A 25,408-nucleotide genomic window follows, 5' to 3' on the forward strand; every position below is an offset into this window, starting at 1 on the left:
AGGTCCCACTGCGCGGCGGCAAACTCGGTGATCACCTTGGGAGGCTGCCCCGCCGTTGTCACTACCTGCGGCGGTGTCGCACGATCGAGGGGCGGTCTCCGTGAGACCGCCCCCGCACGATCGAAGTCCCGCTACACTCCCGCCACCCAGCCAAAGACGCAGGTCAGACAGCGAAATCCTGCTGGAGTACTAGAGGGCCCAGGGCACCGGAGCTGTTCAGAGTTTCTTTACTGGATCAAGGCGGCCCGCCTACGGCGGGCCGCGCGCGCTGGCGGCCATGGGCCGCCGCCGCTCCTTGTCTCCGCCATCGCTCCGGCGGCCCCCACCCGCTCAGCGCGCAGCCATGCCGAGGCGGACAGCCTGAGCAGGAAGCGCCCCGACCAGTCCGAGTACCAGGACCTGGCCGACACCTACCAAGCGAGGCCCTGCCGCCCGACCGGTCCGCGCTTCGCAGCCGCTGGACTTCACGACCGCAGGCAGGCCCATGCGTCAGGCAGCCGCGTCGGCAACGCCCAGGCCGGGATCGGGACGAGGGCCGTGACGATGGGATGAAGCGTGGCTGAGGCCGGCAGGGGGTTGCTGGAGACATACGTGACGGGTGCTCGTACGGCGAGCCCGCCGCCGTGGCTGACTTTCGGTGGTGCAGGTCAGGACTGGGATACGGCCGACCGCTCTGCAACAAGAACCCTCTCGAACTTCACATGGGGGTACCGGGGTTGCAGCCGCACCCGCGTTCAGGCACGCCGACCACCCCGGTACCATCGGCACCGGGGTCCTGATCAGGGCTTCCACGACCGGACCACCCGGCACGCTGTCCAGGCTGAGGGTGGTCCGGTCTCTGTTTGTTGGTCGTCGCAGTGGGTCGCGCCTTCGCAGGCTGCCGACGCTTCGGCTTCAGCTCAGAGCCTTGCCCACCTCGTAGATCGTTGGCCTGTCTTCGGGAGCGTGGCTGAGCATGGCCTCGATCAGTTCGCCCAGCTCACCCCGCGCCTTGACGGGCCGTCGCTTGCCGTCTGCCACGGCCATTCGCTGCACAGGGCGCGGTGCGTCGTCGGGGTACTCGACTGCCCGCCAGCCTGTGGCGGAGATGAGCAGGGAAGCGCCGAGCGCGTAGATGTCGGCTTCCTGGGTGGGCTCAGCCTCTCCGGTGTCGAGCACACTGCGCGCGATCTCCGGGGCTTCGTAGTGGACGAGGCAGCCGCGGAACGGGAAGTCGTAACCCTCGGGCACCCGACCACCGCGCGCCAAAGCCAGATCGATCAGGTGCGTCCGCTCGGGTCCGATGATGAAGTGCGCGGGCTGCACGTCACCGTGCGCCCATCCTTTGGCGTGCAGTTCGGCCAGCGCCTCCACGCAGCCCAGGGCGACGCTCGTGTGCGGATCGATGCGCGAGCCCGGCTTACGGCAAGGCTCCCACAGCTGGTAGAGGTCCGGTCCTTCCCGCCACGGCTGGAAGTTCCAGGTACCGCCGTCCCACTCGCCGTACGCGAAGTCATGTAGGCCCAGGCGGTACAACACCGCGCCTTCGCGTGCGGGCGCGAGCGCCGTCCAGAGCTGGGCAGGCCATTCGACCGTTGCCTCGATCGGATAGCCGACTTTCACGGCGTAGTGGCCCCGATGGCTCTCTACTTCCCAGACCATGGAGCCCCGGCGGTTGAGGACCAGGCGCTGAGTCGTGGGCATGAGCGCGTCGAGCACGACGATCGGCAGTTCAGGGGATGTCCCGGACAACGTCGGTTCTCCTTCCGGGCGGCGCGGCCGACCCAACATCGAGGCCAGCCGCGCCGCTGGTGTCGTGTCGCTACGCCTGACCGTACGGCCGGCCGCAGTCGGAGTCGCACTGCGCGAGGTTCGTGCCGTCCACGGTCCACAGGTCGTCGAAGACCATGAACCCGGCCGCCTTCATCGCGTGCGCGGACGCGGCCACCTTCTCCGGCTCACGCGCCCCGCCACCCGGCTTGGGGTTGTGGTGGAGGAAGCGGCCCGCGAACCGCTCGCACAGGTCGGCGTACTCCTTCGTGTGCAGGATGAGGGCGTGTAGCCCGAGGTCCACGTCGTCCGACGGGACCATGGGGACGGTGGCGGTCGCGGCCGTGACCACGAAGGCCACGGCCTGGTCCGCGATCCTCTCGGCGCGCTCGCGGGGCTGTCCGTTGTGGGTGACCACGAAGTGGGTGAGGCTGTCGGACAGCTCCTCACCAGCCACCGCGCGGCCGGTCCTCTGGTCGTTGGCCGTTGTCGTCATGCGAAGACTCCTTGAGTGTCGCTGTGCTCTGGCACTTGCGCCCACACCGGTCGACGAGGCACGTCCCGCGACGACCGGGGGATGGAAGGCCGGCCCCGAACGGGGAAGGGGGAGCCAAGGAAGGTGGCACCCCGTCCGGGGCGGCCGGTCTACTGGCTGATACCGAGGGCCATGCCGATCACCAGGCCACAGGACCCACTGATCAAGACGATGAACAAAACCCCCGCGTACCGACCGATGGCGCGCATCACAGGCCGTCGCGGCTGTTGCCGTTCCTGATGGCAAGACGCGCGCTCAGTTCCTCCCGCGCTGTCGGCGCCACCACGTTGTCCGGCATGGCATCCCACTCGATCCCGCCGCCCATGGGCCTTATCTGCACCCGGGCACCGACCTCACCCATGACGACGCCGATACGTCCACTGGCAGTGTCCTTCGCCAATGCACCAATGCCTGGTCTGGTCTGCTGGTTGCTCGCCATGAGGACGAGCATTCCGCCGCTCATCGGGACGTTGGAACCTCCGACAAAACCCACTTCGGGACGTCCCGCGTCGTGTAGAACGTCCCTGGTGCCGTCCCCGAGTGTTAGGAGAGATTGGGATGCCGAACGAGAGGCTACGTGCTGCCATGGCCGCCGGCGGCTGGACGTACGCCGCCCTTGCGAACAAGGTCGAGGTTGATCCCAAGTCCGTTGAAAGATGGGTCAACTTGGGGCGTACACCGCGTCGTGCCACAGCCATGCTGACAGCGGAAATACTAGGAGAAGACGTGCACGCTCTTTGGCCCGCGCTCCGGCAGGCACGCCCTGCCCGCGCCGTCAGTCCGGAACTTGTGGCCCTCTACGACCAGCGGGCGGACCTCCCCGTATCCACCTTCGTGGACATGCTGACCCAGGCCCGCGAGCACATCGACGTGTTGGTGTACGCCGCCGTCTTCCTGCACGAGGCGTACCCGCGGCTGAATGACCTGTTGCGCGAGCGAGCTGCCGACGGTTGTGCGGTCCGTATCGCGATCGGCGATCCGGATAGTGCGAATGTCCAACAGCGCGGCGCCGAAGAGAGGTTCGGTCACGGGATCGAGTCCCGCTGCCGACTTGCCCTCATGCACTATCGCCCCCTGGCCGGGGTATCCGGCATCGAGGTGCGGACCCACGCCACCACGCTCTACAACTCGATCTATCGTGCGGATGACCAGGCGCTGGTCAACGCCCATGTCTGGGGCGTGAACGCCTACGGTGCTCCTGTGTGGCACCTGCGCCGAAGTGGGTCAGGCGGCATGTTCGATACGTACGCGGACAGCTTCACTGCGGTGTGGGCGACCGCGACGCCAGTCCAAGAAAGGTGATCATGGCGCGAACCGAGTACTACGACGATCCAGATGCTCCCAAGCCCAACAGTCTGGTCGTTGCGGCGTCCGCAGTGGTCACTGACGACGAAGGACGCATTCTCCTACAGCGCCGGCGAGACAACGATCTCTGGGCTCTGCCCGGCGGCGGCATGGAGATGACCGACTCGCTACCGGGAACCGCCATCCGGGAGGTGAAGGAGGAAACGGGCCTGGACGTGGAGATCACCGGGCTCGTTGGGACGTATACCGACCCGCGTCATGTCATCGCCTATACGGACGGTGAAGTGCGTCGCCAGTTCAATGTCTGCTTCACAGCCCGAGTAGTCGGGGGCCGACTCGCGATCTCGGACGAGTCCACGGAGCTAAGGTTCGTCCAGCCGGAGGAAATCGATCAACTGCCGATGCACCACACGCAGCAGCTCCGGATTCGACATTTCTTGGAGCACCGTGAGCGTCCCTATCTCGGCTGACCTTATTCTCCGGCCATCGCGCTACCGCTTCGTAGTACCAAGTTGCGAAGTGCCGGCCTTTACGGCTGCACCTGGGATAGGCCCGAGCGTCGTCAAGCATAGGGTTACGAGTGTGACTACTGGGACATCCTGTGCACTCCGAAGACAGTCCCAGCTACTTCTGCCAGTCCTCGACCACGCGTACGAACTCAACGTCCTGCCACGGCTTAATCCACTCAGCCATGTACCTAACGTCACTTGAAGAGGGGGCAGGGCGGGCCTGCTCCATCACAACCTTCGACGGCATGACTGCTGCGTCACCCAACAAGAGAGCCTCGCCTGAACTCAGTACGGGAAGAGACTCAGTCAGGGGGCCCAAAGAGTCTGGCAATAGACGTTTGACGTAATTCTGATCCTCTGGGTTCGTAAGCCGCATGGCGAGGAAGTTGCTGCACTGAGAGAAAATTGTTTCCGAAATCTCAGCCGGCCTCTGGCTTACGATAGCGGCAGTAATGCCGTACTTCCTGCCCTCCTTGGCGATCCTCTCGATCGAGTTTCTGGATGCGCTGAACTTTGCCAGTCCACTCTTCGGCACGTACTTGTGAGCTTCTTCGTACACGAGTAGAAGCGGAGTTTCCACCTGGGAAGATGCGTTGAGTTTCTTGAAGTAGTACGAGTAGTCAAAAAGCAATCGGGACACCAGTGAGACAGTGATACTGAGGACCTCAAACGGAACGCCACTAAGGTCGATCACCGTTACGTTTGCAAGGGAATCGGGGTTGTATCCGGTGAACTGGCGGAGAACGGATTCAAGGTTCACCGATTTTGCCCTGTCCCCCAACAGGAAATCTAGGCGCCTGTCGAGAACGCGGTTCTCAAGTCGCGTGATGAAGTTATCAAGCTTGCCGAAGAGTGGGCCCGCCCGATCAGTAGTCTTCCCGGGTGTGGCAATACGCTGTTCATTTTTCGCCCTAATTGCATCAAGTACCTCACTGATCTCAAAGAAGATGGGGGACTCGTAGTGGATTAGATCGCGCTTCTCCTCCGACCCTTCGAAGTGTGTCCGTTTGTTCTCTGTGATGGATTTCTTCAGAACCGCGATCTGATTGTGTGACTGTTCTTCGTTGCTTTCGATAAAAAGATCCTGAAGCTCCTCGGCGTTTAGCAGCCAGTAGGGGAGAATGAGAGATTCAACGGAAAGGTGATTCGCCTCCGGGAATGCAGTCTTGTATTCAGAGTGGATGTCGAAGATCACGACGTGTGCGTTATTTAGGCTGTACTCGCCGTAAGTCTCATCGCGAATCTGAGTCGCAGTCTGGATAATTCTTGCGATGGCATGAGATTTGCCCGACCCCGTGGACCCTACAACCGCGACGTGGCGGCTGAAGAACTTATCGCCATCAACCGGAACGTCTACCGAAATGTCTTGCGCTAATTGAGCGAAGTGAAACCTCTTCTCCGTTTCGACTGTGTCATAGATGCGCTGGACCTCATCCTTCACGGCGACTGATACTTTTTTCGGCGGAATGGCGATCCCGCCGCCGCCACGGGAGAAGCGTCCGTCACCATCAACGAAGCCAAGCGGTACTGCTTCGATGACGTACACCTTTTGTCGGTCTTCCCCTCCTTCCTTGCTGGGGCGAAGCTCGATCGAATAACTCTCAATGATCGCCATAATGGCGCCCTGCAAGCTGTCGTAGATTTTTAGATATGAGCCGACTTCAACAGGATCGCCATCGGCAAGCTCACCAATGTCGTGGACTGCGATCTTGATACGGTTAGGGTAGACAGCGATTACTTCTGCGCTAGACATTAGACCGCCCTATCGGAACACTTCGATCAGGTCGCCATGAGATTCCAAAAACACGTGATGTGGACGCGGTACCGGGATCGGAGAATCAGTCTTCTCAACTAGGAAGAAGTCGTGGAACTCCTTAAATCTCACCTCGGTCATGAGGTCATGCAGTTGCACTGGCTCCACGATTTTGATACGAGCGGCCCCGAAGGGAGGGTTGGTTAGGATTTCCATCCTAAAGTTCCCACCATGGTATCCGCGCCCGTCATTGAAGTAGGCTCCAGCCTCCCAAAGGCTTGCCTTTATGGAGCGATCGTCGAACTTGCCGCGGAATGTGAAATAGGGGGCTGGAGAGTTCTCCTCAATGCGGTACCTCTCGCAGATGTGTAGTACAGCCTCCGCAATGTCTTGCGGGTTAGTCTCCTGGGTGCACTCAAAGGAAAATAGCCGCTCGATGTTCGGGACATTGACGCGTCGCGGAAGGTACTGCCTTCTAACCATTTTCAGGTACTTCTCGTACCCGCAATAGGTGACGTAGGTGGCAGTGAAGATGGCGCTTTGCGCTTCCTTGACTGCTGCCTTCAAGTCATTGAGCCCGACCCAACGAGAACCTAGAGGTTTCGTCAAAACCAGGTTTCTCAGATATGCGTGAAGAATCGCGTGGTAGGAGAGTGCTTCCGTGGAGTCCTTAGCGGAAAGCTCGGAAGTGATGCAATCCAACACGTTCTTGAACTGTGTTTCGTAGTCCTCCGAAAAGTGGATGGAGAAGGACTTCAGGAACTGCAATTTCAAGTCTTTATCGACTGTATGGGACTGGTCAGCGAGCAAACTATCCAGTTCACCAGTGTTGAGCGATCGGCTGGTGCCAGGGGTTTGATCCGCAAAGTGGCAGTGCAAGATGTAGGAGGGATGGCGGCTGATCTCAAACTGTGAAAACATTTTACGGACCGCTTTGCCTATCGACGATAGATAGAACTTCCCGGACCGGTTCTTGATCTGCATGTGATAGTGCTCGCCACTCAGATCTTGCGCGCCTTCGATCTGAAGCCTTTGTCGCGGGCTCCGAATGATCTCAAGAAGGGTCTTGTCGAACTGGTATGCGAACCCTTTGATGGCGTCGTGCCCACCGTCATCCACGGGAAGGGGGCTACTCGCAAGATCGGTCAACAGCTACTCCGGAGTGCTCGGGGCAGAGGGTGTGGCGCCAGTGGCGCCAACTACCCACAGCGCGCACCCTGGTGCACTTCATGCTAGGTGGTGCGAGCGACGACAGAGGGGTGAATGATGTAGTTGCTCAATCGCTGCGACCCTCGTTGTCACCCAGTTGAGGTCGATCGCCGTCGTACCCCCCTTTTTTTGTCCTCAAGCGCCGCGCGGGACGGACGCCGGCCAGGTTGGAGGGAAACGGAGACATGCGGCCAGTGCCGGGTATGCCCGAGAGGACAGGAGCGCGGCCCTGTCGACGCTCGTTGGAGGCACGGCCCCGCCGCTAGCCGGAGCTGAGCGCCGTTGACTACGGTCACTAGCGACAGCTGAGACGAAGATGGAGCTCCCGCCCGGCGCCCTGCCCGCTCCCACGGGTCGGAAGGTTGAAGGCTCGAACGCTGCAAGCCGTGCGGTGCTCCTGAGGTTGGCGGTGCCCCTTGGAAGGCTTACGCGGTCCCACTGTTGTCCTCTGCCTTGGATCGATGGCCGGTTCGCGACTCTGGCCGTGCAGGCATGGTGATGGCTCCTCGGTGATCATCGTTCCCCGCCCAAGGCTGACCCGAGTTCGCTCCGTGACGACGTCGACGCTCTCCCTCGGCGGGCCTGCGCACACACTGACCAGGTAGACCACTCCACAGCTCGGACCTATCCGTTAGTGTGTGCATCGCGCCTGATCGTATGGACGATGAGGGGTCCGTTCATGCGCCTCGCCCTTTCGTTGGGTGTGCGGCCCGGCACGGGAGCGTCCCGTACGGCCAAATCTCCAGTGTGCCCCATCGGCGGGGAAGCGGGGGAGGAGCGGAGACCGGCCGACCGGGAGGAGCGGAGACCGGCAGGCCGGGAGGAGCGGAGACCGGCCGACCGGGCAGCCCGGCAGGTCAGCGGTGGACGGGTGGGCCCTGGGCGGTGAGGAGGGCCTGCCAGGTGGGGGCGTCGGCGATGCCGGTGGGGGAGAGGCGGTGGGAGCGCTGGAACTCCTCCAGGGAGCGGACGGTGGAGGGGGTGAAGAGGCCGGTCTGGTCGGTGGGGATGCCGGTGTTGTCGAGCAGGTACTGGAGGGCCAGGACGGCCGGCTCGGTGTCGTTGTGGGAATCGACGCGGATGATCAGGTGCGACCAGGTCCGGTCGCCGACCTTGCCGTCGGGGAGCAGGCCGTGCGCGGACTGGAACTTCTTGACGGCGGCCGCCGTCCCGGGCCCGAAGTCGCCGTCCGGCCGGACGTCGTAGCCGTGGGCCTGGAGGAGGTACTGGACCGTGCGCGCCGACCACATGAGGTGGCCCTTGCGGACCAGTGGCCACCGGGTGGCCCTGGCCGTCGGGTGCACGGAGGCGGCCGGGGCGTCGTCGCGGTGGGCGAGGGTGCCCCATGCGAGGCCGATGCCGGTGCCGAGGGCGAGGACGCCCAGGAGGGCGAGGGCGGTACGGGCAGAGGCACGGGCGACGGCGCGGCGGGGCGGCGTCGGCGGGTGCGGGGCGGTGGGGGTCGTGGTGAGGGGTGGGGCGTCGGGGGTGGCCTTGGGGGTGGCCTCGGGGGAGGTGTCGGGAGCGGTGCGGGGGCGGGGGGTGCGGCGGGCCGAGGCGGTGATGGTGGCCTGCTGGGAGAGCGCGCGGGCCCGGGGGAGGTCGGCGGCCGGCGCCCGGAGGACGGTGTGGAGGAGTTCGACGGTCCTGAGCGGGGCGGTGGAGGGGTGGCCGGGGTTGAGGTAGCGGGACAGGGTGGTCTGGTCGATGCCCAGCCGCCCGGCCAGGGACTGCTGGGTGGGCTTCGGGCGGCCGTCCCGGGCGGACGCCTCCCACCAGCGCCGCAGTAATTGGGCCAGGGCCCGGCCCGCCTCCCCGGCCGGATCGTGCGCCGCCGAACCGTTCGTGCGGCCCGCTTCGCCTTTCCCGAGGCCCGCTTCGCCCTTCCCAAGGCCGGCCGTACCGTTCGTGCGGCCCGCCTCCCCCTCCGCATCGTGCGCCGCCGAACCGATCATGCGGCCCGTCTCGCCTCTCCCGAGGCTGGCCGAACCATTCGCGCGGCCCGTCTCGCCGTCCGGGCTGGTTGATCCCGTCATGCTTCCCCCCGGGGCGGCCGTGCCTCGGCCGTTCGTCGGCCGCCGCTCGGCCCTCCCTCATCCGTACGTCGTCCGTGTCCGGCTCGTGTCCGGCTCGTGCCTGGTGTGTCCTCCGTCGGCCCGGCGCCCGCTCGGTGTTCTCCGAAGGGGTCCGGCGGTCTGTGGTGCCGTCCGACGGGTTCTGCATACGTGCAGGTCAGCGCCGTGCATCGGGCCGCTGCATGGATGCATGAGCCGGAGCCTGGCAGATCGTGGTGAACTCCCCTGCCGTTCCTGCATCGTTGAGGAGCGCGGCCGACCGGGCCCCGCACTTCCCCTCCCGTTTCCACCCCTGGCCAAGGGTTGCTCCGGCCTGCGCGGATCCGGTGAGGGAGCGTCCGACCGACCTGTGCAGCAACGAGAACGAGGGAATGACATATGCCCCTGACATCACCCGTTCGGGTAGGTGCCGCGCTTGCCCGTGCCGTAGTGGTGGCGACGCTCACCGCGGTCGCACTCCCGGCGACACCGGTGCAGGCCGCGACGCCGGCGGCGTACTCCGTGGCCGGCGTGGACACCAGCCACTACAGCCACGGGGAGCACGAGAACGAGCGGATCGACTGGAACCGGGTGGCGAAGGCGCACAGTTTCGCTTTCCTCAAGGCCAGCCAGGGGCCCGGCGCGGCGGGCAACGACGCGTGGTTCACCCGTGACTACGCGGCGGTCGCCCGTACGTCACTGCTGCACGCGCCCTACCACTTCTTCGACCCCAAGAGCACCACCGACGGCGCCGCCCAGGCGCGGCAGTTCATCACCGTCGCCCGCGCGGCCGGCTACCGGGGCGGTCGCGCCGGTGAGCTCCCGCCCGTACTGGACGTGGAGAAGGTGCGGCGCATCGGGAAGGAGGCCTGCCCCGCCGCGCTGCGCCCGCAGCAGGTGGCGGTGTTCCTCCGGGAGGTGCGCAGGGCCTTCAAGGTCGCGCCGATCGTCTACACCCGGGCGTCCTTCGTGAAGGAGTGCATGGGCGGCGACGGACGGGCCTTCGCCGGCCACCGGCTGTGGCTCGCGCGCTACGGCAGCGGCGCGGAGGAGCCGCAGCCGGTGCCCGGTGCCGGCCGCTCCTGGACGTTCTGGCAGCACACCGAGCACGGTCGCACCCCCGGGATCCCGGGGACCGGCGACCGCAACGTCTTCCGCGGCAGCCTCGCGCAGCTGCGGGATCTGGCCGGCTGATCGCCGGCCCGGTACCACCCATCACCGCACCACAGACGGAAACTGACAAGGAGTCGATATGCCCCTCTCCCGTTCCCTCCCCCGCTCCCTTCCCCGCTCCCTGCCCCGCTCCGTGGCCACCGCGCGCGCTCCGCGGCTGGTCGCCGGGGCGCTGGCGCTGACCGCCCTCCTGGGCACCGCCACCCCCGCCTCGGCCACCGCCTCCGCCACCCCGTCGGCCGCTTCCGCCTCCGCGGCGGCCGCGCCCGCCTCCGCCCCCGCCTCCGCCCCCGCGTCCGCGTCCGCGTCCGCCGCGCCGAGCCGGGCCGCGCTGGCGCAGCAGATCCTGCGGACGAACGGGATCGCGCTGGCCACCACCCACGTCAGCCGCCCGCACCCGGCCTCCTCCGCGCGGCAGAACATCGTCGACACCGCGCACGGCAAGGGCGCGCTCACCAGCCCCTGGGGCGACCGGCCCAACCGCCGGGTGGCCCTGGACACCCGGATGCTGGGCGGGCTGCTGAAGCTGCGGACGCAGTACGGCTACCGCATCGCGGTGTCCGAGGTCGTCGGCGGTGACCACAGCACCCGCTCCAAGCACTACGCGGGGCTGGCCTTCGACCTCACCCACATCAACGGCCGCCACGTGGGCAGCGGGGCGCCGCACCGTGCCCTGATGGCCGCGTGCCGGAAGCTCGGTGCGCGGGAGGTCCTCGGGCCGGGCGACGCGGGACACGGCACCCACGTGCACTGCGGCTGGCCGCGCTGATCCGGAACCGCACCGGGTTCCCCGCCGTCCGGCCGTCGCCCTCGTGGCGGCGGCCGGACGGCGCGCCGGTGTGCGGCGGCGGCCCGGCCGCCTCACACCACGTCGTCGGCCAGTTCCGCGACCCCGGTGATCCGGTGCAGCGGATACGTGCGCACCTCGTCGGCGGTGTGGTCGTACGCCGTGACGAAGCCGCCCTCCACCCGTACCGGGGCGATCACCCGCTGGCTGGCCGCACCGTCCGCGTTGACGTAGCCGATCCACAGCGCGGAGTTGGTCAGCACCGCGGCCTGCATGGTGGCGAGGGTCTCGGCGGAGGTGGTGCGGGGGAACGTGCCGGGGGCCGGGGCGGGGGCGTGCACCGGCCGGCGTTCCGCCGTGGCGGCGAGGTCGCCGGCGCGGATGGCGCGCACCGCCGCCTCGAGGAGGGTGCGGTCGGGGGACGGCGGGCCGTCCGGGACGGGGGCGGGGGCGGTCCGCGGCGGGGTGCGGTACGAGTCGGCGCGGGCGATCAGGACGTCGCCGGCGGCGGACTCGGCGGCCGGGGCGTAGCCCATCGCCCGTAGCCCGTCGAGGAGTTGCTCGGGTGCGGTCTGCGCGGCGAGCACGGTCGGGGCCAGCCGGCGCAGGCGGAGTCCGGCGGCGCGCCGGTCGGCGAGGATCTCGGAGAGCAGCGCGTCGTCGTCGCAGCGGACGTAGGCGGAGGCCGCGCCGATCCGCAGCCGGCCGTGCTTACGGGCGACGTCGTCGATGAGGTAGGCGAGCGGCTGGGGGACCGGCGTACGGGAGTGGCTGCTGAGGAAGTCCTTCAGTTCGGCGGCGGAACGGCCGGCGTCGAGGGCGCGGCGGACCGAGGCCGGGGTGAAGCGGTAGACCGTCGCACCGCCCTTGGACTCGATGTCCGCGAGGACGTCCAGCGCCTCGGCGAGCGGGCGCTGCAGCGGCCCGGGGGCGACCGCGGTCAGGTCCGCCTGGAGGAGGACGTGGTCGAGGGGTTCGGGGAGGAGCGGGGCGAGCAGCCCGGCGGCCCGGGTCGCCGCGGCGCGTACCTCGGCCTCGGACGCCGCTCCGGCCGTCAGGGACGACGCCTCCGCCCCGGCTTCCGCGCCCGCTCCGGTTTCCGCGCCCGCCCGGGCTTTCGCGCCGGTCCCGCCCTCTGCCGCCGGCCCTGCTCCCGTCTCCGCTTCCGCCATGCCGATCAGTGCCCGGCCGTGGGTGGCGAGTGCGCCGCGCCCGGTGACGCCCAGCAACTCGGCCTCTTCCAGGGTCCATTGGGCCAGCCGCGAGCGGAGGCCGTCGGCGGCGGACTCGGACTCCGGGCCACCGCCCGCCGCAGACCCCGGTGTGCCGCCCGCCGCAGACCCCGGCGCGCCGCCCGCCGTCGACCCCGGGCCACCGCCCGCTGCCGGCCCCGCGGCGCCGCTCGCCGCCGGCCCCGCCGCACCGCGCAGCGGTCGTTCCCACCGCAGCCGGGACAGCACGGTCGACGCCGGTACGGACGTGCCGGGCGGGAGCGTGGCGAGCAGGGCGAGGGCGCGGCGGCGGACCTCGGGGGCCGGGGAGCGGTCCAGGTGCGGTCCGAGGGCGGCGAGCGCGCGCCCCTTCGCGTCGGCGGTGCCGACCACGCCCGAGGTGCGGGTCGCGGCCAGCCAGCCGGCCGCCAGCACCGCCCATCGCTCGTGATCGGGCAGCTGCCGCCACTCCTCGGCGGCCGGGGTGGCCGCGTACCGCTCGTCGGCCTCGCCGTCGGAGGCGATCAGCCCGGCCGCGTAGGCGAGTTCGAGCCAGAAGGCGGCGAGCCGTTCGGTGGTGTCCAGGGCGGTCGCGGTGCGCTTGAGGTCGCGGACGCTCATCCCGCCGGCGCGCAGCACGGGCGGGCCGCCCAGGTCCCACTCCTTGAGCAGTTCCTCGACGGTCGCCAGGGCGGTGAACGCCTGGCTCGCCGCGGCGTTGTCCACAAGCTGTGGATCGCGTTCCGTCGTGGGCGTCAGCGCCGGCGGCACCGGCTCCGGACTGCGGTGCGCGCGCCCGCCGCGCAGATGGAGCGCCGCCTCCCGCGGCAGTACGACGTTGCGGGCGCCCGCCGGCAGCAGCAGACCGCGGTCGAGCAGCCAGTGCAGATGGGGGGCCGGGCGGTCGGTGACCGCGCCGTACGGCGGGCCCCACAGCAGCCTGTCGAGGACGGCGACGGACTCGGCCGGCGCGGTGTCCAGCAGCGCCGCCATCCGCTCCCGGTCGCGGAACAGCGCGGTCAGCGCGGCGACCGCGGAGACCGGGTCGTGGGTGGGGGGCAGCCCGGCCGCGGCCAGGATCTCCTGCAGCCGGCCGGGCGACATCCCGGCGGCCGCCTCGGCGACCGTCGGGCCCAGACCGGTCGGCGACGGGCGCGTGGCGCCGGGTGCCAGCAGCTCCCGGGCCGTCCGCACCAGCCGCAACCGGTCGTCCGGCCCCCACACCAGGGCCTGCCCGCGCAGTTCCGCGACGGCCCCGGGCAGCGCGGCGGCCACCGCCTCGTCCCCGGCGTCCCCGCCCATCAGCGCGCCCAGCGTGTCGTACGGGCACGGGTCGGGCGCCACCGCCAGCGCCTCGGCGGTCTGCAGCGCGAACCGGTCCAGCCGCTCCACCGCGCGCACCACCGATGCCCGGGTCCCGGCCCGGGTCGCCAGCTGGGTGACGTCGCCCGGCACCGGGCTGAGGAGATCGGGCCGTGCCCGCAGCAGCCCGACGAGCCCGCTGTCACTACGGGTCCGCAGCTCCTCGGCGAGGGTCCGGGGGGTATCGGTGGTCATTCGTACAACGTTAGCCGGGCGGACGGGGGAGGGGCAGGGAGCGGCGGCGGGGTACCGGAGGATCCGGCGCCGGGCCGCCCGCGGGGGATCCGCCGGCGCCGCGCCGCCGCTCCGGGCCGGGCGGCGGCCGGCGCGGTACCGTCGGGGCAGCAACCAGCGGACGCCGCAGGGGATTTCGTGGGGATCGAGAGTGAGCAGCTCGTCTTTGACTATCTGAGCCGGGTCGGTGACCTGGCCCAGCAGCGGGGCCTGCCCGCCGCCGCGCGGATGCGGCTGGTGTCGGGGCTCCGGACGGAGATCGAGGCGCAGAGGGCCGACTCGGTGGTGGGCACCAAGCGGATGCTGGCGCGGCTGGGGACGCCGGAGGCGGTGGTCGAGGCGGCCGGGGGCGCCCCGGCGGCGGCCGGGGCCCCGCAGCCGGACCCGGCTCCGTCCGCCTCGTCCGGCCCGTCCGCCCGGTTCGCCGTCCGCGACCGGCTCGGCGCGTTGACGGCCTGGCGCGACGGGCTGCTCGCCAAGGCGGCGCCCAAGGAGCAGGCGGCGCCCAAGGAGCAGACGGCGGACGGGGACAGGGCGGCGGAGGGGCACGACGCGCCCCGGAACGGCGACCGGCCGGCGTCCGGCAGGGGAGGCCTCCTCGCCAAATTCGCCAAGGGCCCGGCGTCCGGCAAGCTGCCCGGCCCGCGTGCGGGCGAGCCGGAGTCCGCGCCGTCCGCCGGGCTGCCGCCGCACCTCGCCGGTGCGGACGAACTGGGTGACGGGCAGGACGCGCCCGACTGGTGGCGGGTGGAACCCGGGCCGTACGGGCCGGGGGAGACGGTGCCCGGCTTCGTGGGCGGGATCGAGATCCCAGAGATGTGGCACCGCCCGAAGGGCGACCCGGCCGGGCGGCCGTCGCTGCGGAAGGACGGCACGGAGGCCGACGGCGATGCGGACGGGGACGACGCCCGGGCCCGCGCGGAGGACGGTGCGGACGGCGGCGCGGACGAGGGCGCGGGCGACGACGCGGTGGCGGCGGAGGCCGCCCGGCCGGTGCCGCTGCGGGCCTGGCTGAGTCCGGTGCCGGCGCTGGCGGTGGTCCTCCTGGTGGCCGGGGCGGTGCTGGGGTCGTGGCTCGCGCTGGCGGGCGGCTGGGCGCTCGCCTATGTGTCGCGGCGGCTCAGCCCCGTCGAGGCCAAGTTCGCGGCGCTCGGGGTGCCCGGGACCGTCGTCGGCGGTCTGCTGGTGTGGCTGTGGGGCCGGTTCGACGGGCGGTGGGGCGAGCCGATCGCGCCGGGGCGGCTGGGCCAGGAGCTGATGGAGGCACTGCCGGGTGTGGTGCGGGTCGCGGCGGTCGCCTCGGCGCTGTTCCTGCTGTGGCGGATGCGGCGGACGGTCCGCTAGCGGTGCCGGCGCCCGTCCGGCAGGGTGCCCTGACGGCCCAGGCCTCTCAGGACGGACGGTCGAGGCCCTTCAGGACTTCGCCCGCCCGCCCGCACGCCGCGCTCGGCACCTCGGCTAGGCGTAGCCACCGTCCGGGCGCCCGTGGGGCGGCGGGCACAATGGCGGCCATGGCTGCGTACCCCCTGACGGTCGGTTTCGACCTCGACATGACGCTGATCGACTCCCGGCCCGGCATCAAGGCCGCGTACGAGGAGCTGTCCGCGAGGACCGGCACCCATGTCGACGCCGAGGCCGCGGTGACCCGGCTGGGCCCGCCGCTGGAGGAGGAGGTCCGCCGCTGGTTCCCCGAGGAGCGGGTGGCGGAGATCAGTGCCCTCTACCGCGCGCTGTACCCGGAGCACGCGATCACCCCCACCCCCGCGCTGCCCGGCGCCCACGAGGCCGTCGCCGCGGTGCAGGCGGCCGGCGGCCGGGCGATTGTGGTGACCGCCAAGTACGAGCCGAACGCCAAGCTGCACCTGGCCCACCTGGGCCTCGGACCGGACGCGGTGATCGGTTCGCTGTGGGCGGAGGCCAAGGCCGAGGCGCTGCGCGACCACGACGCGGGGGTCTACGTCGGCGACCACACCGGTGACGTCCGGGGCGCGCACGCCGCCGGGGCGCTGTCGGTGGCGGTGGCCACCGGGCCCTGCGACGCGGCGGAGCTGCGGGCGGCCGGCGCCGAGGTGCTGCTCGCCGACCTGACGGAGTTCCCGTCCTGGCTGGCGCGTTACCTCGCGGAGGGCGCAGCGGGCGCGGACGGCGCGGACCCCTCGGCGGCCGCCACCGCCTGACGCCGCTGGACCACCGCGGAACGGATCACTCCGCTCGCGGCGACCAGGAAGCCGGCGCCCATCAGCATGCACAGCCAGTAGAAGCCCCACGGAAGCGGCGTGGAACCGAGGAACAGCGGCGTCACCGTGGCGAGAGTGGCCAGCGCGCCAACTAGGAACATGATCGCGCCGATTCGGACCAGCAGATCCCCTGCCCGGGGCGTTTCGTCAGACACCTGACCAGGGTAAGTCCGCACCGGAAGCACCGAGGATCCCCCCGGCGGCGTCTTGTCACCGGCCGGGCGACCATTAGCCTTGGTGGTGGCGGGTCCTGCGGCCCGCTGCATTGCTATCCAGACCGTTTCTTCCGCGGTTCCGCGGCAGACCCCATCCCAGTTTTTTTCCAACGAGTACGAGGACGAGGACAGACGTGCCTACCGGCAAGGTCAAGTGGTTCAACAGCGAGAAGGGCTTCGGCTTTCTCTCCCGCGACGACGGCGGTGACGTCTTCGTGCACTCGTCGGTGCTGCCGGACGGTGTGGCCGCACTCAAGCCCGGCCAGCGCGTGGAATTCGGCGTCGTCGCAGGTCAGCGCGGCGACCAGGCGCTGACGGTGACACTCCTCGACCCCGCACCCTCGGTGGCCGCGGCACAGCGCCGCAAGCCCGACGAACTCGCCTCGATCGTCCAGGACCTCACCACGCTCCTGGAGAACGTCACCCAGCAGCTGGAGCGCGGCCGCTACCCCGACAAGGTGCACGGCGCCAAGATCGCCGGCATGCTGCGGGCGGTCGCCGACCAGCTGGACGTCTGACCTCAAGGACCGCCCGGCACCCACCTCATACGAAACGCAGCGCATCGCGGCCGAGGGGCGGCACCAGCCCCTCGGCCGCGGCGCGGGTGAGCAGCCCGCGCACCGCGGCATAGCCGTCCTCGCCGAGGTCGGCGGTGAACTCGTTGACGTAGAGCCCGATGTGCTGGTCGGCCACCTTCGGGTCCATCTCCTGGGCGTGCTCCAGCACGTACGGCCGGGACGCCGCCGGGTCGTCCCAGGCCATCAGCACCGACGTCCGGATGGCCGCCGCGAGCTCCCGCAGGGTCCGCTCGCCCAGCGACCGCTTGGCGATGATCGCGCCGAGCGGGATCGGCAGCCCGGTGGTCTGCTCCCAGTGCTCGCCCATGTCCGCCAGGCACACCAGCCCGTAGTCCTGGTACGTGAACCGGGCCTCGTGGATGACCAGTCCGGCGTCGACCTTGCCGTCCCGCACGGCCGGCATGATCTCGTGGAACGGCAGCACCACGATCTCCCCGACCCCGCCCGGCACCTCGGCCGCCGCCCACAGCCGGAACAGCAGATACGCCGTCGACCGCTCGCTGGGCACCGCCACCGTCCGGCCCGCCAGGTCCGCCGGCGACCTCTGCTCGCGGGTCAGCACCAGCGGCCCGCAACCGCGCCCCAGCGCCCCGCCGCAGGGCAGCAGCGCGTACTCGTCGAGCACCCAGGGCAGCACCGCGTACGACACCTTCAGCACGTCGAACTCACCGCGTTCGGCCATGCCGTTGGTGAGGTCGATGTCGGCGAAGGTGACCGCGAGCTCCGGCGCGTCCGGGACCCGGCCGTGCGCCAGCGCGTCGAAGACGAAGGTGTCGTTCGGGCACGGCGAGTACGCGATGTTCAGCGGCCGGGTCACGGGCCCTCCTCAAGGACGTGGGGGTCTCCCCGCGTGAGCGAAGTCGAGCGTGGGGGAGGATCCGGAGCCGGCCCGGCGGTGGCCGCCAGGGCTCCGGGAAGCGTACGGAAGGCGCCGGTCAGCGCGGTGAGCGCGGCCCCGATGCGCCAGGCGGCCCGGTCGCGCGGGCCGACGGCGTTGGAGACGGCCCGGACCTCCAGCACGGGCACCCCGTGCGCGGCGGCCGCCTCCGCGACCCCGAAGCCCTCCATCGCCTCGGCCAGCACCCCCGGATGACGCTGCGCCAGCTCGTCGGCGCGGGCGGCGCTGCCGGTGACCGTGGAGACCGTGACGACGGTGCCGGTGACCGCGCCCGCCGCCGTCGCGACGGCCTTCACCAGCGCCGGGTCGGGGCGGTGCCGCACCGCCCCGAAACCGAGATCGGTGACCGGAACGAAGCCGTCCGGGGTCTCGGCGCCCAGATCGGCCGCCACGATCGCGTCCGCGACCACCACCGCGCCCAGCGGCGCGCCGGGGGAGAAGCCGCCGCCGATACCGGCCGAGACCACCAGGTCGTACGGCTGCCCGGCGAGCGCCGCGGCGGTCAGCGCGGTGGCCGTGCCGACGGCCGCGGCGGCCGGTCCGACCCCCGCGGCCAGCACGTCGAGCGCCACCGGCCCGCCGTCCGCCCGGCACAGCGCGTAGCCGCCCGGCAGCACGGCCGGCGCGCCGGGCTCCGCCGCGGCGCACACCGCGTCGCGCTCGGCGGCCACCGCGGTGACGGCCAGCACCCGCAGCGGCCGGCCGGCGTCGCTCGGTGCGCTCAGCGGGCTCAGTCCTTCTGCTTCAGCGTGAAGTGCCACATCGTCGTGGGGCCGTCACCCTCGTGCAGCTCGGCGACCTGCAGGGTGACGTCCTTGGTGTACGTCGTCTGACCGGTCTGCGGGTTCTGCTGCATGAACAGCGTGTCCGCGTCGAAGCTGCGGTACGTCTGCTTGCTCGGCTCGCGCATCACGGGCCCGGCGCCGATGACGATCCAGCCGGACTTGGCGACCTCCGGGTCGACACCCACGCGCACCTTCTCACCGGGGTGCACGGTGATCGTCTTGCCGCCCTTCTTCGTGATGCAGGCGGCCACAACCTTCCTGGACAGTTCCTTGCCGTTGCCGTCGCAGCCGGGGGTGGCCTCGGCCGTCACCGTCGACGAACCGACGGTCACGGTCGCGAGCGCGGTCGGCTTCTCGCAGGCGGAGAGGGTCACCAGACCCAGGGACACGGCACCGATGGCGGCAGCGGCGCGGCGGCCCTTGCCCCAGGAGATCAACGCAGCGGTCATACGGGCAGGCTATCTGGCGCCCCGTCCCACGCCACCCCCGGGTGCGGCGTGCCGCGCGGCACGCCCCGAGGGGGTGCCTCCCGCTCACGTCGGGCCGATCGGAAAGACACCCCCGCGGCCCCGTCCCGCAGCGCTCAGGCCACCCGCGGCGTCGCCGTACCGCCCCGCCGCGCCGCCTGCAGCAGCCCCCGCACCGACAGCGCCGCGCCCGCCGCCACCAGGCCCGCGGCGACCGCCATGCCCACCACCCCGGCCAGCGGCAGCGCGATCCCGAGCGCGCCGCCCACCACCCACGCCAACTGCAGCGCCGTCTCCGACCGGGCGAACGCCGAGGTGCGTACCTCCTCCGGCACGTCCCGCTGGATCATCGCGTCCAGCGACAGCTTCCCCAGCGCCTGGCACAGTCCCGCGGTCGCCGCCGCCGCGGTGACCACGACCACGGCCAGCACCGCGTAGAACACCGCGGCCAGCACCGTCGCAGCCAGCGCGAGCCCCAGCACCGCCGCGACGATCGGTTCCGGCCCGCGGGCCCTCAGCCACGCCCCGACCGCCGTGCCCAGCGCATTGCCGACCCCCGCCGCCACCGCCACCAGTCCCAGCGACGCCGCCGCGCCCAGCCCGTCCAGCGGATGCTCGCGCAGCAGGAAGGCCAGGAAGAACGTCAGGAAACCGGAGAGCGCCCGCAGCGCGGCGTTCGCCTGCAGCCCGTGCAGCACGGACGGCCCCACCGTCCGCAGCCCCGGCTTCGGCGCCCGCCCCGCCGCCCCCGCCCGCGCCCCGTTCCGGGACGCCAGCCGGGCCCGCCCCTCGCCCTTCGCCGAGTCGACCTTGTGCGGCAGCGAGAACGACAGCGCCGTGCCCACCGCGAACACCACGAAAGCCCCGTACAGCGGGCACGGCGGCCCCAGCAGATGCAGTCCGGCGCCCGCCGGCGCGGCCAGCCCGGTCGCCAGCAGCCCCGCCAGCGTCACCCGCGAATTGGCCTTCACCAGCGAGATCCGCGGCGGCAGCAGCCGCGGCACCACCGCGCTGCGCACCACGCCGTACGCCTTCGACGACACCAGCACGCCCAGCGCGGCCGGATACAGCTCCAGACCGCCGGTCGCCACCGCCCCCGACATGGTCAGTGCCAGCAGCGCCCTGGCCAGCATCGACCCGGCCATCGCGGCCCGCCGGCCGTGCGGGACCCGGTCCAGCAGCGGCCCGATCACCGGCGCCAGCACCGCGAACGGCGCCATGGTCACCGCCAGATACAGCGCCACCCGGCCGCGCGCCTCGTGGGTCGGCACCGAGAAGAACACCGTCGAGGCCAGCGCGACGGTGATCATCATGTCGCCCGCGGAGTTCACCGCGTGCAGCTCGATCAGCTTGCCCAGCCCCGACTCGCCCGCGCCGTGCGCATGCGTGGCCCGCCGCACGCCACGGGCCGCGCGGGTGAACGGCCGGTGCACGGCCCGCCCCACCGCCTGCGCGGCCCGCCGGCCCCGGCTGCCGCCGAACCCGCCGCGCGTCGGTGCGCGCGGCTTCCGTACCTTCGACGCCCGCGCGGCAGCCACCTGGCCATAGTGCCCCAACTCGCCCAGGACCGGGCGGTTCCTCCCCCTTGCCGCGCGGGGCGCACCGGGCCGCCACCACCACCCGCTGCCAATTGCCGCTCCCTCCGAGGAGTCGTACACGGTTGAAGGGGTAGCGTGTCTAGCGCGCCACCGGCGGTCGGTTTTGGCCGCGTGTCTCATTGCGATCCGCGATCCCGCAGAATGGGTTGCAAGAGGTGCGCTCGACCGAACCGATCGGGCGCGGACGTCGACGCGGTCCCCAGGTCCGCTCCGCCCGCCCCGGCCCTCCGGACGGACAAGGACAGCTCCGGCTGGCGCACTCGTGAGACGGCGTGGAAGAGAGAATCGATTCTTGTGAGTGCTGCGATGCGAAGCCGTACCCCTGACCGCCTGTGCGCCGAGGCGGTCGACCTCGCCCGGGCGGCGGCGGAGGAGACCGCACTCCCCGGCATGGTCGGCGAGCACATCGAGGCCGTGGCCGAGGGCGACCGCGTCGTCACCCATCTCTTCACCTGCAACGAACCCGGCTACCGCGGCTGGCGCTGGGCCGTGACGGTCGCCCGCGCCTCCCGCGCCAAGGTCGTCACCCTCGACGAGACGGTCCTGCTGCCCGGCCCCGACGCCCTGCTCGCCCCCGAGTGGGTGCCCTGGAGCGAACGCCTCCGCCCCGGCGACATGGGCCCCGGCGACCTGCTCCCCACCGAGGCCGACGACCTCCGCCTGGAACCCGGCTTCACCGGTGAGGAGACCCCGCCGCCGAACTCCGCGGTCGCCGAGGGCATGGCCGCCGAGGTCGCCGACTCCGAAGAGGCCGACGTCGTCCCCGGCTCGCCCGCGCTCCAGCCCGCCCCGGCCCGCGGCGGCATCGCCGACGTCGCCGCGGAACTCGGCATGACCCGTGCCCGGGTCCTGTCCCGCTACGGCCTGCACGCCGCCGCCGACCGCTGGGAAGAGGCCTTCGGCGCCAAGACCCCGATGGCCCAGGCGGCCCCCGCGACCTGCATGACCTGCGGCTTCCTCACCCCGCTCACGGGCTCGCTGCGCCAGGCCTTCGGCGTCTGCGCCAACGAGTTCGCCCCCGCGGACGGCCGCGTGGTCTCCCTCTCGTACGGCTGCGGCGCCCACTCCGAGGCCGCCGTCATGCCGAAGCCGCCGCGTCCCGCGCCCCCGGTGGTCGACGAAACCGTCGTCGAACCGCTGGCCCTGCGCCCGGAACGCGACGGCGGCTCTGTCGAGGAAGCCGGCCCGGCGGAGGAACTGGGCCACAGCTGAGGCAGCCCGGGCCGGGGCCGGCCGCGCCAGAGGCGCAGCCGGCCCCGGCCCTTGTCATTCCCCGCCGGCGGGGGCGCCCCCGGCCCGGACCGGCCTCCCCGCCGTAGGCGGGCCCGCGGCGCCGCGGGCCGCAACGCGGGGCGATACCGTCAACCTCATCGACGGACACAGAGGAGACGAAGACGTGGCAGCTACGTCGTGGGTGCGAGGCGCAACCGGCGACCCGTTCGGAACGGCTCGGCTGCGGCGCGGCGTGCTGGACGCCTGGGCCGCCTCACCGGCCCGGTTCCGGGAGGACGCCAACGCGGAGGAGGACCTCGCGCTCGGCGGCTACCGCGACCGCCTCGCCGTGGAGCTGGCGCAGAACGCCGCGGACGCGGCCGCCCGGGCCGGCGTCCCCGGCCGGCTCCGGCTGACCCTGCACCCGGCCGACGGCGGCGCGCCCGCCGTCCTCGTCGCCTCCAACACCGGCGCCCCGATCGACGCCACCGGCGTCGAATCGCTCTCGACGCTGCGCGCCTCCGCCAAGCGCGAGTCCAGCGTCGCGGCCGGCGCGGTCGGCCGCTTCGGCGTCGGCTTCGCCGCCGTGCTGTCCGTCAGCGACGAACCGGCACTCGTGGGCCGCACCGGCGGCGTCCGCTGGTCCCTGGCCGAGGCCCGCGCGATGACCGAGGAGGTGGCCGCGCACAGCCCCGGCCTCGGCGGTGAGCTGCGCCGCCGCGAGGGCCACGTACCGCTGCTCCGGCTCCCGCTGCCCGCCGAGGGCACCGCACCCGACGGCTACGACACCGCCGTCGTCCTGCCGCTGCGCGACGGCGCCGCGCAGGACCTCGCCGAGCGGCTGCTCGCCGGCATCGACGACGCGCTGCTCCTCACCCTCCCCGGCCTGGCCGAGGTCATCGTCGAAACCCCCGACGGCGTACGGGAGTTGCGGCAGCACCGGCAGGGGCCGTACCTCGTCGTCGAGGACAGCGAGCGCGGCACCACCCGCTGGCGGGTGGCGTCCGACGGCGGCCCGCTGGACCCGGCACTGCTCGCCGACCGGCCCGTCGAGGAGCGGCTGCGCCCGTTCTGGTCGGTGACCTGGGCGGTACCGGTGGACGCCGACGGCGCCCCGGCCCGCCCGCGGACCGCGCCGGTCGTGCACGCCCCGACACCCACCGACGAGCCACTGGGCCTGCCCGCCCTGCTCATCGCCTCCTTCCCGCTGGAGCCGACCCGCCGCCACGTCGCGCCCGGCCCGCTCGCCGACTTCCTGGTCCAACGGGCCGCCGCGGCCTACGCGGACCTGCTGGCCGGCTGGCAGCCGGTGACCGTCGGCACCCTCGACCTGGTGCCCGGACCGCTGGGCAAGGGCGGCCTGGACAGTGAGCTGCGCCGCCAGGTGCTCGCCCTGCTGCCACGGGTCCGCTTCCTGCCGAGCGCCGCCGCGCCGACCACCGCCGCGTCCGGCGCCGACGAGCAGCCCGAGCCCGCGGGCGCACCGCGCGACGAGTGGGACGACACCGAAGGGACCGCGGACGCCCCGCGCTACGTCCTGCGGCCCACCGAGGCCGAACTGCTGGAGGGCGCCGGCGCCGCGACCGTCGCCGTCCTCGCCGAACTGTTCCCCAGCCTGCTCCCCGCGGGACTCGAACGCCGCCCGGAACTACGGTCGTTGGGCGTGACCCGGGTCCCGCTCGGCGAGATGGTCGACCGGCTCGCCGGCGTCGAGCGCCCGCCGGGCTGGTGGTGGCGGCTCTACGACGCGCTGGCCGGCACCGACCCCGACCGCCTCACCGGCCTGCCGGTGCCGCTGGCCGGCACCGCGACGCCCGGCCCCGCCGGCACACACGGCGCGGTACGGACCACCATCGGCCCCCGCCAGGTCCTGCTGCCGCTGCCCGGCGGCGGCCCGGACGAGGACGGCGGGGCCGCCGCCCGGCACCGCACCCTCGCCCGGCTCGGCCTGAAGGTCGCCCACCCCGAAGCCGTCCACCCGCTCCTGGAGAAGCTCGGCGCCACCCCCGCCGCGCCCCGCGCCGTGCTGACCACACCCCAGGTGCGCGCCGCCGTGGCGAACTCCCTCGACGCCGACGAGGACGCCTACGACCTCTTCCCCGACGACGACCTCGACGGCGCCGGCCCGAACGGCCCGCTCGGCTCCGAGGAACTGGCCGAGACCGTCCTCGGCCTGGTCCGCGACGCCAACCTCGCCCCGGGCGACGAGCCCTGGCTGGGCGCCCTCGCCCTCCCCGACGAGGACGGCGAACTGGCCCCGGCCGGCGAGCTCGTCTACCCCGGCAGCGCCTTCGAACGGGTCATCCGCGAGGGCGAACTGCCCGCCTGCGACGCCGAACTGGCGGCCCGCTGGGGCGAGCAGCCGCTGACCGCGGTCGGCGTCATGGCCGACTTCGCCCTCGTCCGCGCCACCGACGTCGTCCTCGACCCGGACGAGATGGAGCCGCGCGACACCGACTTCGCCGAGCCCGACGACGTCGGCCTGCTCGACGCCGTCGACGTCTGGTGCGAGGACATCCTCGACGCCCTCCCCGAGACCCCGGTCCCGCCGGTCGTCACCGAACTGGTCGCCGTCCGCGACCTCGACCTGGTCGACGACGACGCCTGGCCCGAGGTCCTGGCCATGCTCTCCCGGCCGCCGCTCCGCGACGCGCTGACCGCCCCGGTCCGGGTCCTCCTCCCCGACGGCACCACCGAATCCGTCCGCCCCTACACGGCCTGGTGGCTGCGCGGCCACCCCGTCCTGGACGGCCGCCGCCCCGCCGGGCTGCGTTCCGCCGCCGGCGACCCGCTGCTGGCCGGCCTGTACGAATCCGCGGACGCCGGTGACGTCGACGCCCAGGTGTTGCGCGCCCTCGGCGTCCGCACCTCCGTCGCCGCCCTCCTCGACGAGCCGGGCGGCGCCGCGGAACTCCTCGCCCGGCTCGCCGACCCGGACCACCCCGTCGGCGCCGCCCAACTCCACGCCCTCTACGGCCTGTTGGCGACCCTCGACCCCGACCAGGTCACCCTCCCCGACTACCTTCGCGCCGTCGTCGACACCGAGGTGCGGGTGGTGGACGCCGCCGACGCGGTCGTCGCCGACGCCCCCGACCTGATGCCGCTCGCGACCGGCCGCCCGCTGCTCCCGGCCGGCCCGTCCCGCGCCGCCGACCTCGCGGAACTCCTCCAGGTGCGCCGGCTGAGCGAGGAGGTCACCGCCGAGGTCCGCTCCGAGGGCGTCCGGCACGAGGTGCCCCCGGCGGTCCGCACCCTCCTCGGCCCCACCACCCCGGCCACCTACGAAGAACACGAGGAACTCCTCGTCGCCGCCGGCCCGGACACCGCCGACGGCACGGCCCCGACCACCGAACTCGACTGGCGCTGGACCCCCGACGGCACCCTCCACGCCGCCACCCTGGAGGGCGTGGCCGCCGGCCTCGCCTGGGCCACCGCCCAGTGGCCCCGCCGCTTCGAGGTCGCCGCCCTCCTGGAGGACCCCGACCGGGGGGACGAACTGGAACGCGCGCGCTGGTTCGACTGACGGCACGGACGGAC

21 protein-coding genes are annotated in these 25,408 nt (G+C 71.7%); 9 read left to right on the plus strand and 12 right to left on the minus strand.

Annotated features, from left to right (window positions below; translation table 11 throughout):
• Positions 1-894 precede the first annotated feature (894 nt).
• The 3 genes from AB0G35_RS21780 to AB0G35_RS21790 form a co-directional block, all read right to left on the minus strand.
• The gene (locus tag AB0G35_RS21780) at positions 895-1,731 is read right to left on the minus strand and encodes a protein kinase (RefSeq protein ID WP_360951781.1); all 837 of its coding nucleotides are present in this window, start codon (positions 1,729-1,731) and stop codon (positions 895-897) included.
• 70 nt (positions 1,732-1,801) lie between these two features.
• Complete coding sequence (locus tag AB0G35_RS21785) at positions 1,802-2,245, minus strand: hypothetical protein (RefSeq protein ID WP_360951784.1); 444 nt, start codon at positions 2,243-2,245, stop codon at positions 1,802-1,804.
• 247 nt (positions 2,246-2,492) lie between these two features.
• A complete protein-coding gene (locus AB0G35_RS21790) occupies positions 2,493-2,723 on the minus strand; it encodes a hypothetical protein (RefSeq protein ID WP_229918922.1) in 231 nt (76 codons plus the stop codon).
• A 119-nt stretch (positions 2,724-2,842) separates the two neighbouring features.
• On the opposite strand from AB0G35_RS21790, the gene AB0G35_RS21795 reads away from it, so the two are divergent.
• Both AB0G35_RS21795 and AB0G35_RS21800 read left to right on the plus strand, forming a co-directional pair.
• The gene (locus tag AB0G35_RS21795) at positions 2,843-3,586 is read left to right on the plus strand and encodes an XRE family transcriptional regulator (protein WP_360951787.1); all 744 of its coding nucleotides are present in this window, start codon (positions 2,843-2,845) and stop codon (positions 3,584-3,586) included.
• A gap of 2 nt (positions 3,587-3,588) precedes the next feature.
• Positions 3,589-4,059, plus strand: coding sequence for an NUDIX domain-containing protein (locus AB0G35_RS21800; protein ID WP_135791955.1), 471 nt, complete (start codon positions 3,589-3,591; stop codon positions 4,057-4,059).
• Between the two features lie 154 nt (positions 4,060-4,213).
• Here AB0G35_RS21800 and AB0G35_RS21805 read toward each other — a convergent pair whose 3' ends face one another.
• The 3 genes from AB0G35_RS21805 to AB0G35_RS21815 form a co-directional block, all read right to left on the minus strand.
• A complete protein-coding gene (locus tag AB0G35_RS21805) occupies positions 4,214-5,851 on the minus strand; it encodes a DUF87 domain-containing protein (RefSeq protein ID WP_360951791.1) in 1,638 nt (545 codons plus the stop codon).
• Between the two features lie 9 nt (positions 5,852-5,860).
• Positions 5,861-7,000, minus strand: a complete 1,140-nt coding sequence (locus AB0G35_RS21810) for a hypothetical protein (protein WP_360951794.1) — start codon at positions 6,998-7,000, stop codon at positions 5,861-5,863.
• A 917-nt stretch (positions 7,001-7,917) separates the two neighbouring features.
• The gene (locus AB0G35_RS21815; RefSeq protein WP_360951797.1) at positions 7,918-9,015 is read right to left on the minus strand and encodes a peptidoglycan-binding protein; all 1,098 of its coding nucleotides are present in this window, start codon (positions 9,013-9,015) and stop codon (positions 7,918-7,920) included.
• A gap of 498 nt (positions 9,016-9,513) precedes the next feature.
• Between AB0G35_RS21815 and AB0G35_RS21820 the strand changes: the two genes are divergently transcribed.
• Positions 9,514-10,308 carry a glycoside hydrolase family 25 protein gene (locus AB0G35_RS21820; RefSeq protein WP_360951800.1) on the plus strand — a complete coding sequence of 265 codons (795 nt, stop codon included), beginning with the start codon at positions 9,514-9,516 and terminating at the stop codon, positions 10,306-10,308.
• 58 nt (positions 10,309-10,366) lie between these two features.
• Positions 10,367-11,056, plus strand: a complete 690-nt coding sequence (locus AB0G35_RS21825) for a hypothetical protein (RefSeq protein ID WP_360951803.1) — start codon at positions 10,367-10,369, stop codon at positions 11,054-11,056.
• Between the two features lie 92 nt (positions 11,057-11,148).
• Here the strand turns inward: AB0G35_RS21825 and AB0G35_RS21830 are convergent, their stop codons facing one another.
• On the minus strand, positions 11,149-13,842 hold the full coding sequence (locus AB0G35_RS21830; RefSeq protein ID WP_360951806.1) for a helicase C-terminal domain-containing protein: 2,694 nt from the start codon (positions 13,840-13,842) through the stop codon (positions 11,149-11,151).
• Positions 13,843-14,019: 177 nt separating this feature from the next.
• Between AB0G35_RS21830 and AB0G35_RS21835 the strand changes: the two genes are divergently transcribed.
• Together AB0G35_RS21835 and AB0G35_RS21840 are read left to right on the plus strand one after the other, a co-directional pair.
• Positions 14,020-15,225 (plus strand): hypothetical protein, encoded by a 1,206-nt coding sequence (locus AB0G35_RS21835; RefSeq protein WP_360951809.1) that lies wholly within the window; start codon positions 14,020-14,022, stop codon positions 15,223-15,225.
• A 167-nt stretch (positions 15,226-15,392) separates the two neighbouring features.
• Positions 15,393-16,058 (plus strand): haloacid dehalogenase-like hydrolase, encoded by a 666-nt coding sequence (locus AB0G35_RS21840; protein ID WP_360951812.1) that lies wholly within the window; start codon positions 15,393-15,395, stop codon positions 16,056-16,058.
• Here the strand turns inward: AB0G35_RS21840 and AB0G35_RS21845 are convergent.
• Positions 15,995-16,273, minus strand: a complete 279-nt coding sequence (locus AB0G35_RS21845) for a hypothetical protein (protein WP_360951815.1) — start codon at positions 16,271-16,273, stop codon at positions 15,995-15,997. The genes AB0G35_RS21840 and AB0G35_RS21845 overlap by 64 nt on opposite strands.
• A 194-nt stretch (positions 16,274-16,467) precedes the next feature.
• Between AB0G35_RS21845 and AB0G35_RS21850 the strand changes: the two genes are divergently transcribed.
• On the plus strand, positions 16,468-16,851 hold the full coding sequence (locus AB0G35_RS21850; protein WP_018089689.1) for a cold-shock protein: 384 nt from the start codon (positions 16,468-16,470) through the stop codon (positions 16,849-16,851).
• Between the two features lie 25 nt (positions 16,852-16,876).
• On the opposite strand, the gene AB0G35_RS21855 is transcribed toward AB0G35_RS21850, so the two are convergent.
• From AB0G35_RS21855 to AB0G35_RS21870, 4 genes are all read right to left on the minus strand, one after another.
• Positions 16,877-17,728: a 1,4-dihydroxy-6-naphthoate synthase gene (locus tag AB0G35_RS21855; protein WP_360951818.1), complete on the minus strand. Its 852-nt coding sequence runs from the start codon at positions 17,726-17,728 to the stop codon at positions 16,877-16,879.
• The gene (locus AB0G35_RS21860; RefSeq protein WP_360952030.1) at positions 17,725-18,504 is read right to left on the minus strand and encodes a futalosine hydrolase; all 780 of its coding nucleotides are present in this window, start codon (positions 18,502-18,504) and stop codon (positions 17,725-17,727) included. Before AB0G35_RS21860 ends, AB0G35_RS21855 begins: the two co-directional genes overlap by 4 nt.
• 35 nt (positions 18,505-18,539) lie before the next feature.
• On the minus strand, positions 18,540-19,043 hold the full coding sequence (locus AB0G35_RS21865; protein ID WP_360951821.1) for a hypothetical protein: 504 nt from the start codon (positions 19,041-19,043) through the stop codon (positions 18,540-18,542).
• 134 nt (positions 19,044-19,177) lie between these two features.
• Positions 19,178-20,506, minus strand: a complete 1,329-nt coding sequence (locus AB0G35_RS21870; protein ID WP_360952033.1) for an MFS transporter — start codon at positions 20,504-20,506, stop codon at positions 19,178-19,180.
• 459 nt (positions 20,507-20,965) lie between these two features.
• Here AB0G35_RS21870 and AB0G35_RS21875 point away from each other — a divergent pair, with 459 nt between their 5' ends.
• Both AB0G35_RS21875 and AB0G35_RS21880 read left to right on the plus strand, forming a co-directional pair.
• A complete protein-coding gene (locus tag AB0G35_RS21875; protein ID WP_360951824.1) occupies positions 20,966-21,871 on the plus strand; it encodes a DUF3027 domain-containing protein in 906 nt (301 codons plus the stop codon).
• 184 nt (positions 21,872-22,055) lie between these two features.
• Positions 22,056-25,394 carry a molecular chaperone Hsp90 gene (locus AB0G35_RS21880; protein ID WP_360951827.1) on the plus strand — a complete coding sequence of 1,113 codons (3,339 nt, stop codon included), beginning with the start codon at positions 22,056-22,058 and terminating at the stop codon, positions 25,392-25,394.
• Positions 25,395-25,408: the final 14 nt, after the last annotated feature.

The organism is Streptomyces sp. NPDC021749 (assembly GCF_040640655.1).
GTDB lineage: Bacteria > Actinomycetota > Actinomycetes > Streptomycetales > Streptomycetaceae > Streptomyces.

What these genes read in the sequence shown, in the direction of transcription:
- AB0G35_RS21785 (WP_360951784.1), bottom strand. Translation starts at nt 2,245, where the DNA reads ATGACGACAACGGCCAACGACCAGAGGACCGGCCGCGCGGTGGCTGGT.
- AB0G35_RS21790 (WP_229918922.1), bottom strand. Translation starts at nt 2,723, where the DNA reads ATGGCGAGCAACCAGCAGACCAGACCAGGCATTGGTGCATTGGCGAAG.
- AB0G35_RS21795 (WP_360951787.1), top strand. Translation starts at nt 2,843, where the DNA reads ATGCCGAACGAGAGGCTACGTGCTGCCATGGCCGCCGGCGGCTGGACG.
- AB0G35_RS21800 (WP_135791955.1), top strand. Translation starts at nt 3,589, where the DNA reads ATGGCGCGAACCGAGTACTACGACGATCCAGATGCTCCCAAGCCCAAC.
- AB0G35_RS21805 (WP_360951791.1), bottom strand. Translation starts at nt 5,851, where the DNA reads ATGTCTAGCGCAGAAGTAATCGCTGTCTACCCTAACCGTATCAAGATC.
- AB0G35_RS21815 (WP_360951797.1), bottom strand. Translation starts at nt 9,015, where the DNA reads ATGATCGGTTCGGCGGCGCACGATGCGGAGGGGGAGGCGGGCCGCACG.
- AB0G35_RS21820 (WP_360951800.1), top strand. Translation starts at nt 9,514, where the DNA reads ATGCCCCTGACATCACCCGTTCGGGTAGGTGCCGCGCTTGCCCGTGCC.
- AB0G35_RS21825 (WP_360951803.1), top strand. Translation starts at nt 10,367, where the DNA reads ATGCCCCTCTCCCGTTCCCTCCCCCGCTCCCTTCCCCGCTCCCTGCCC.
- AB0G35_RS21830 (WP_360951806.1), bottom strand. Translation starts at nt 13,842, where the DNA reads ATGACCACCGATACCCCCCGGACCCTCGCCGAGGAGCTGCGGACCCGT.
- AB0G35_RS21840 (WP_360951812.1), top strand. Translation starts at nt 15,393, where the DNA reads ATGGCTGCGTACCCCCTGACGGTCGGTTTCGACCTCGACATGACGCTG.
- AB0G35_RS21865 (WP_360951821.1), bottom strand. Translation starts at nt 19,043, where the DNA reads ATGACCGCTGCGTTGATCTCCTGGGGCAAGGGCCGCCGCGCCGCTGCC.
- AB0G35_RS21875 (WP_360951824.1), top strand. Translation starts at nt 20,966, where the DNA reads ATGCGAAGCCGTACCCCTGACCGCCTGTGCGCCGAGGCGGTCGACCTC.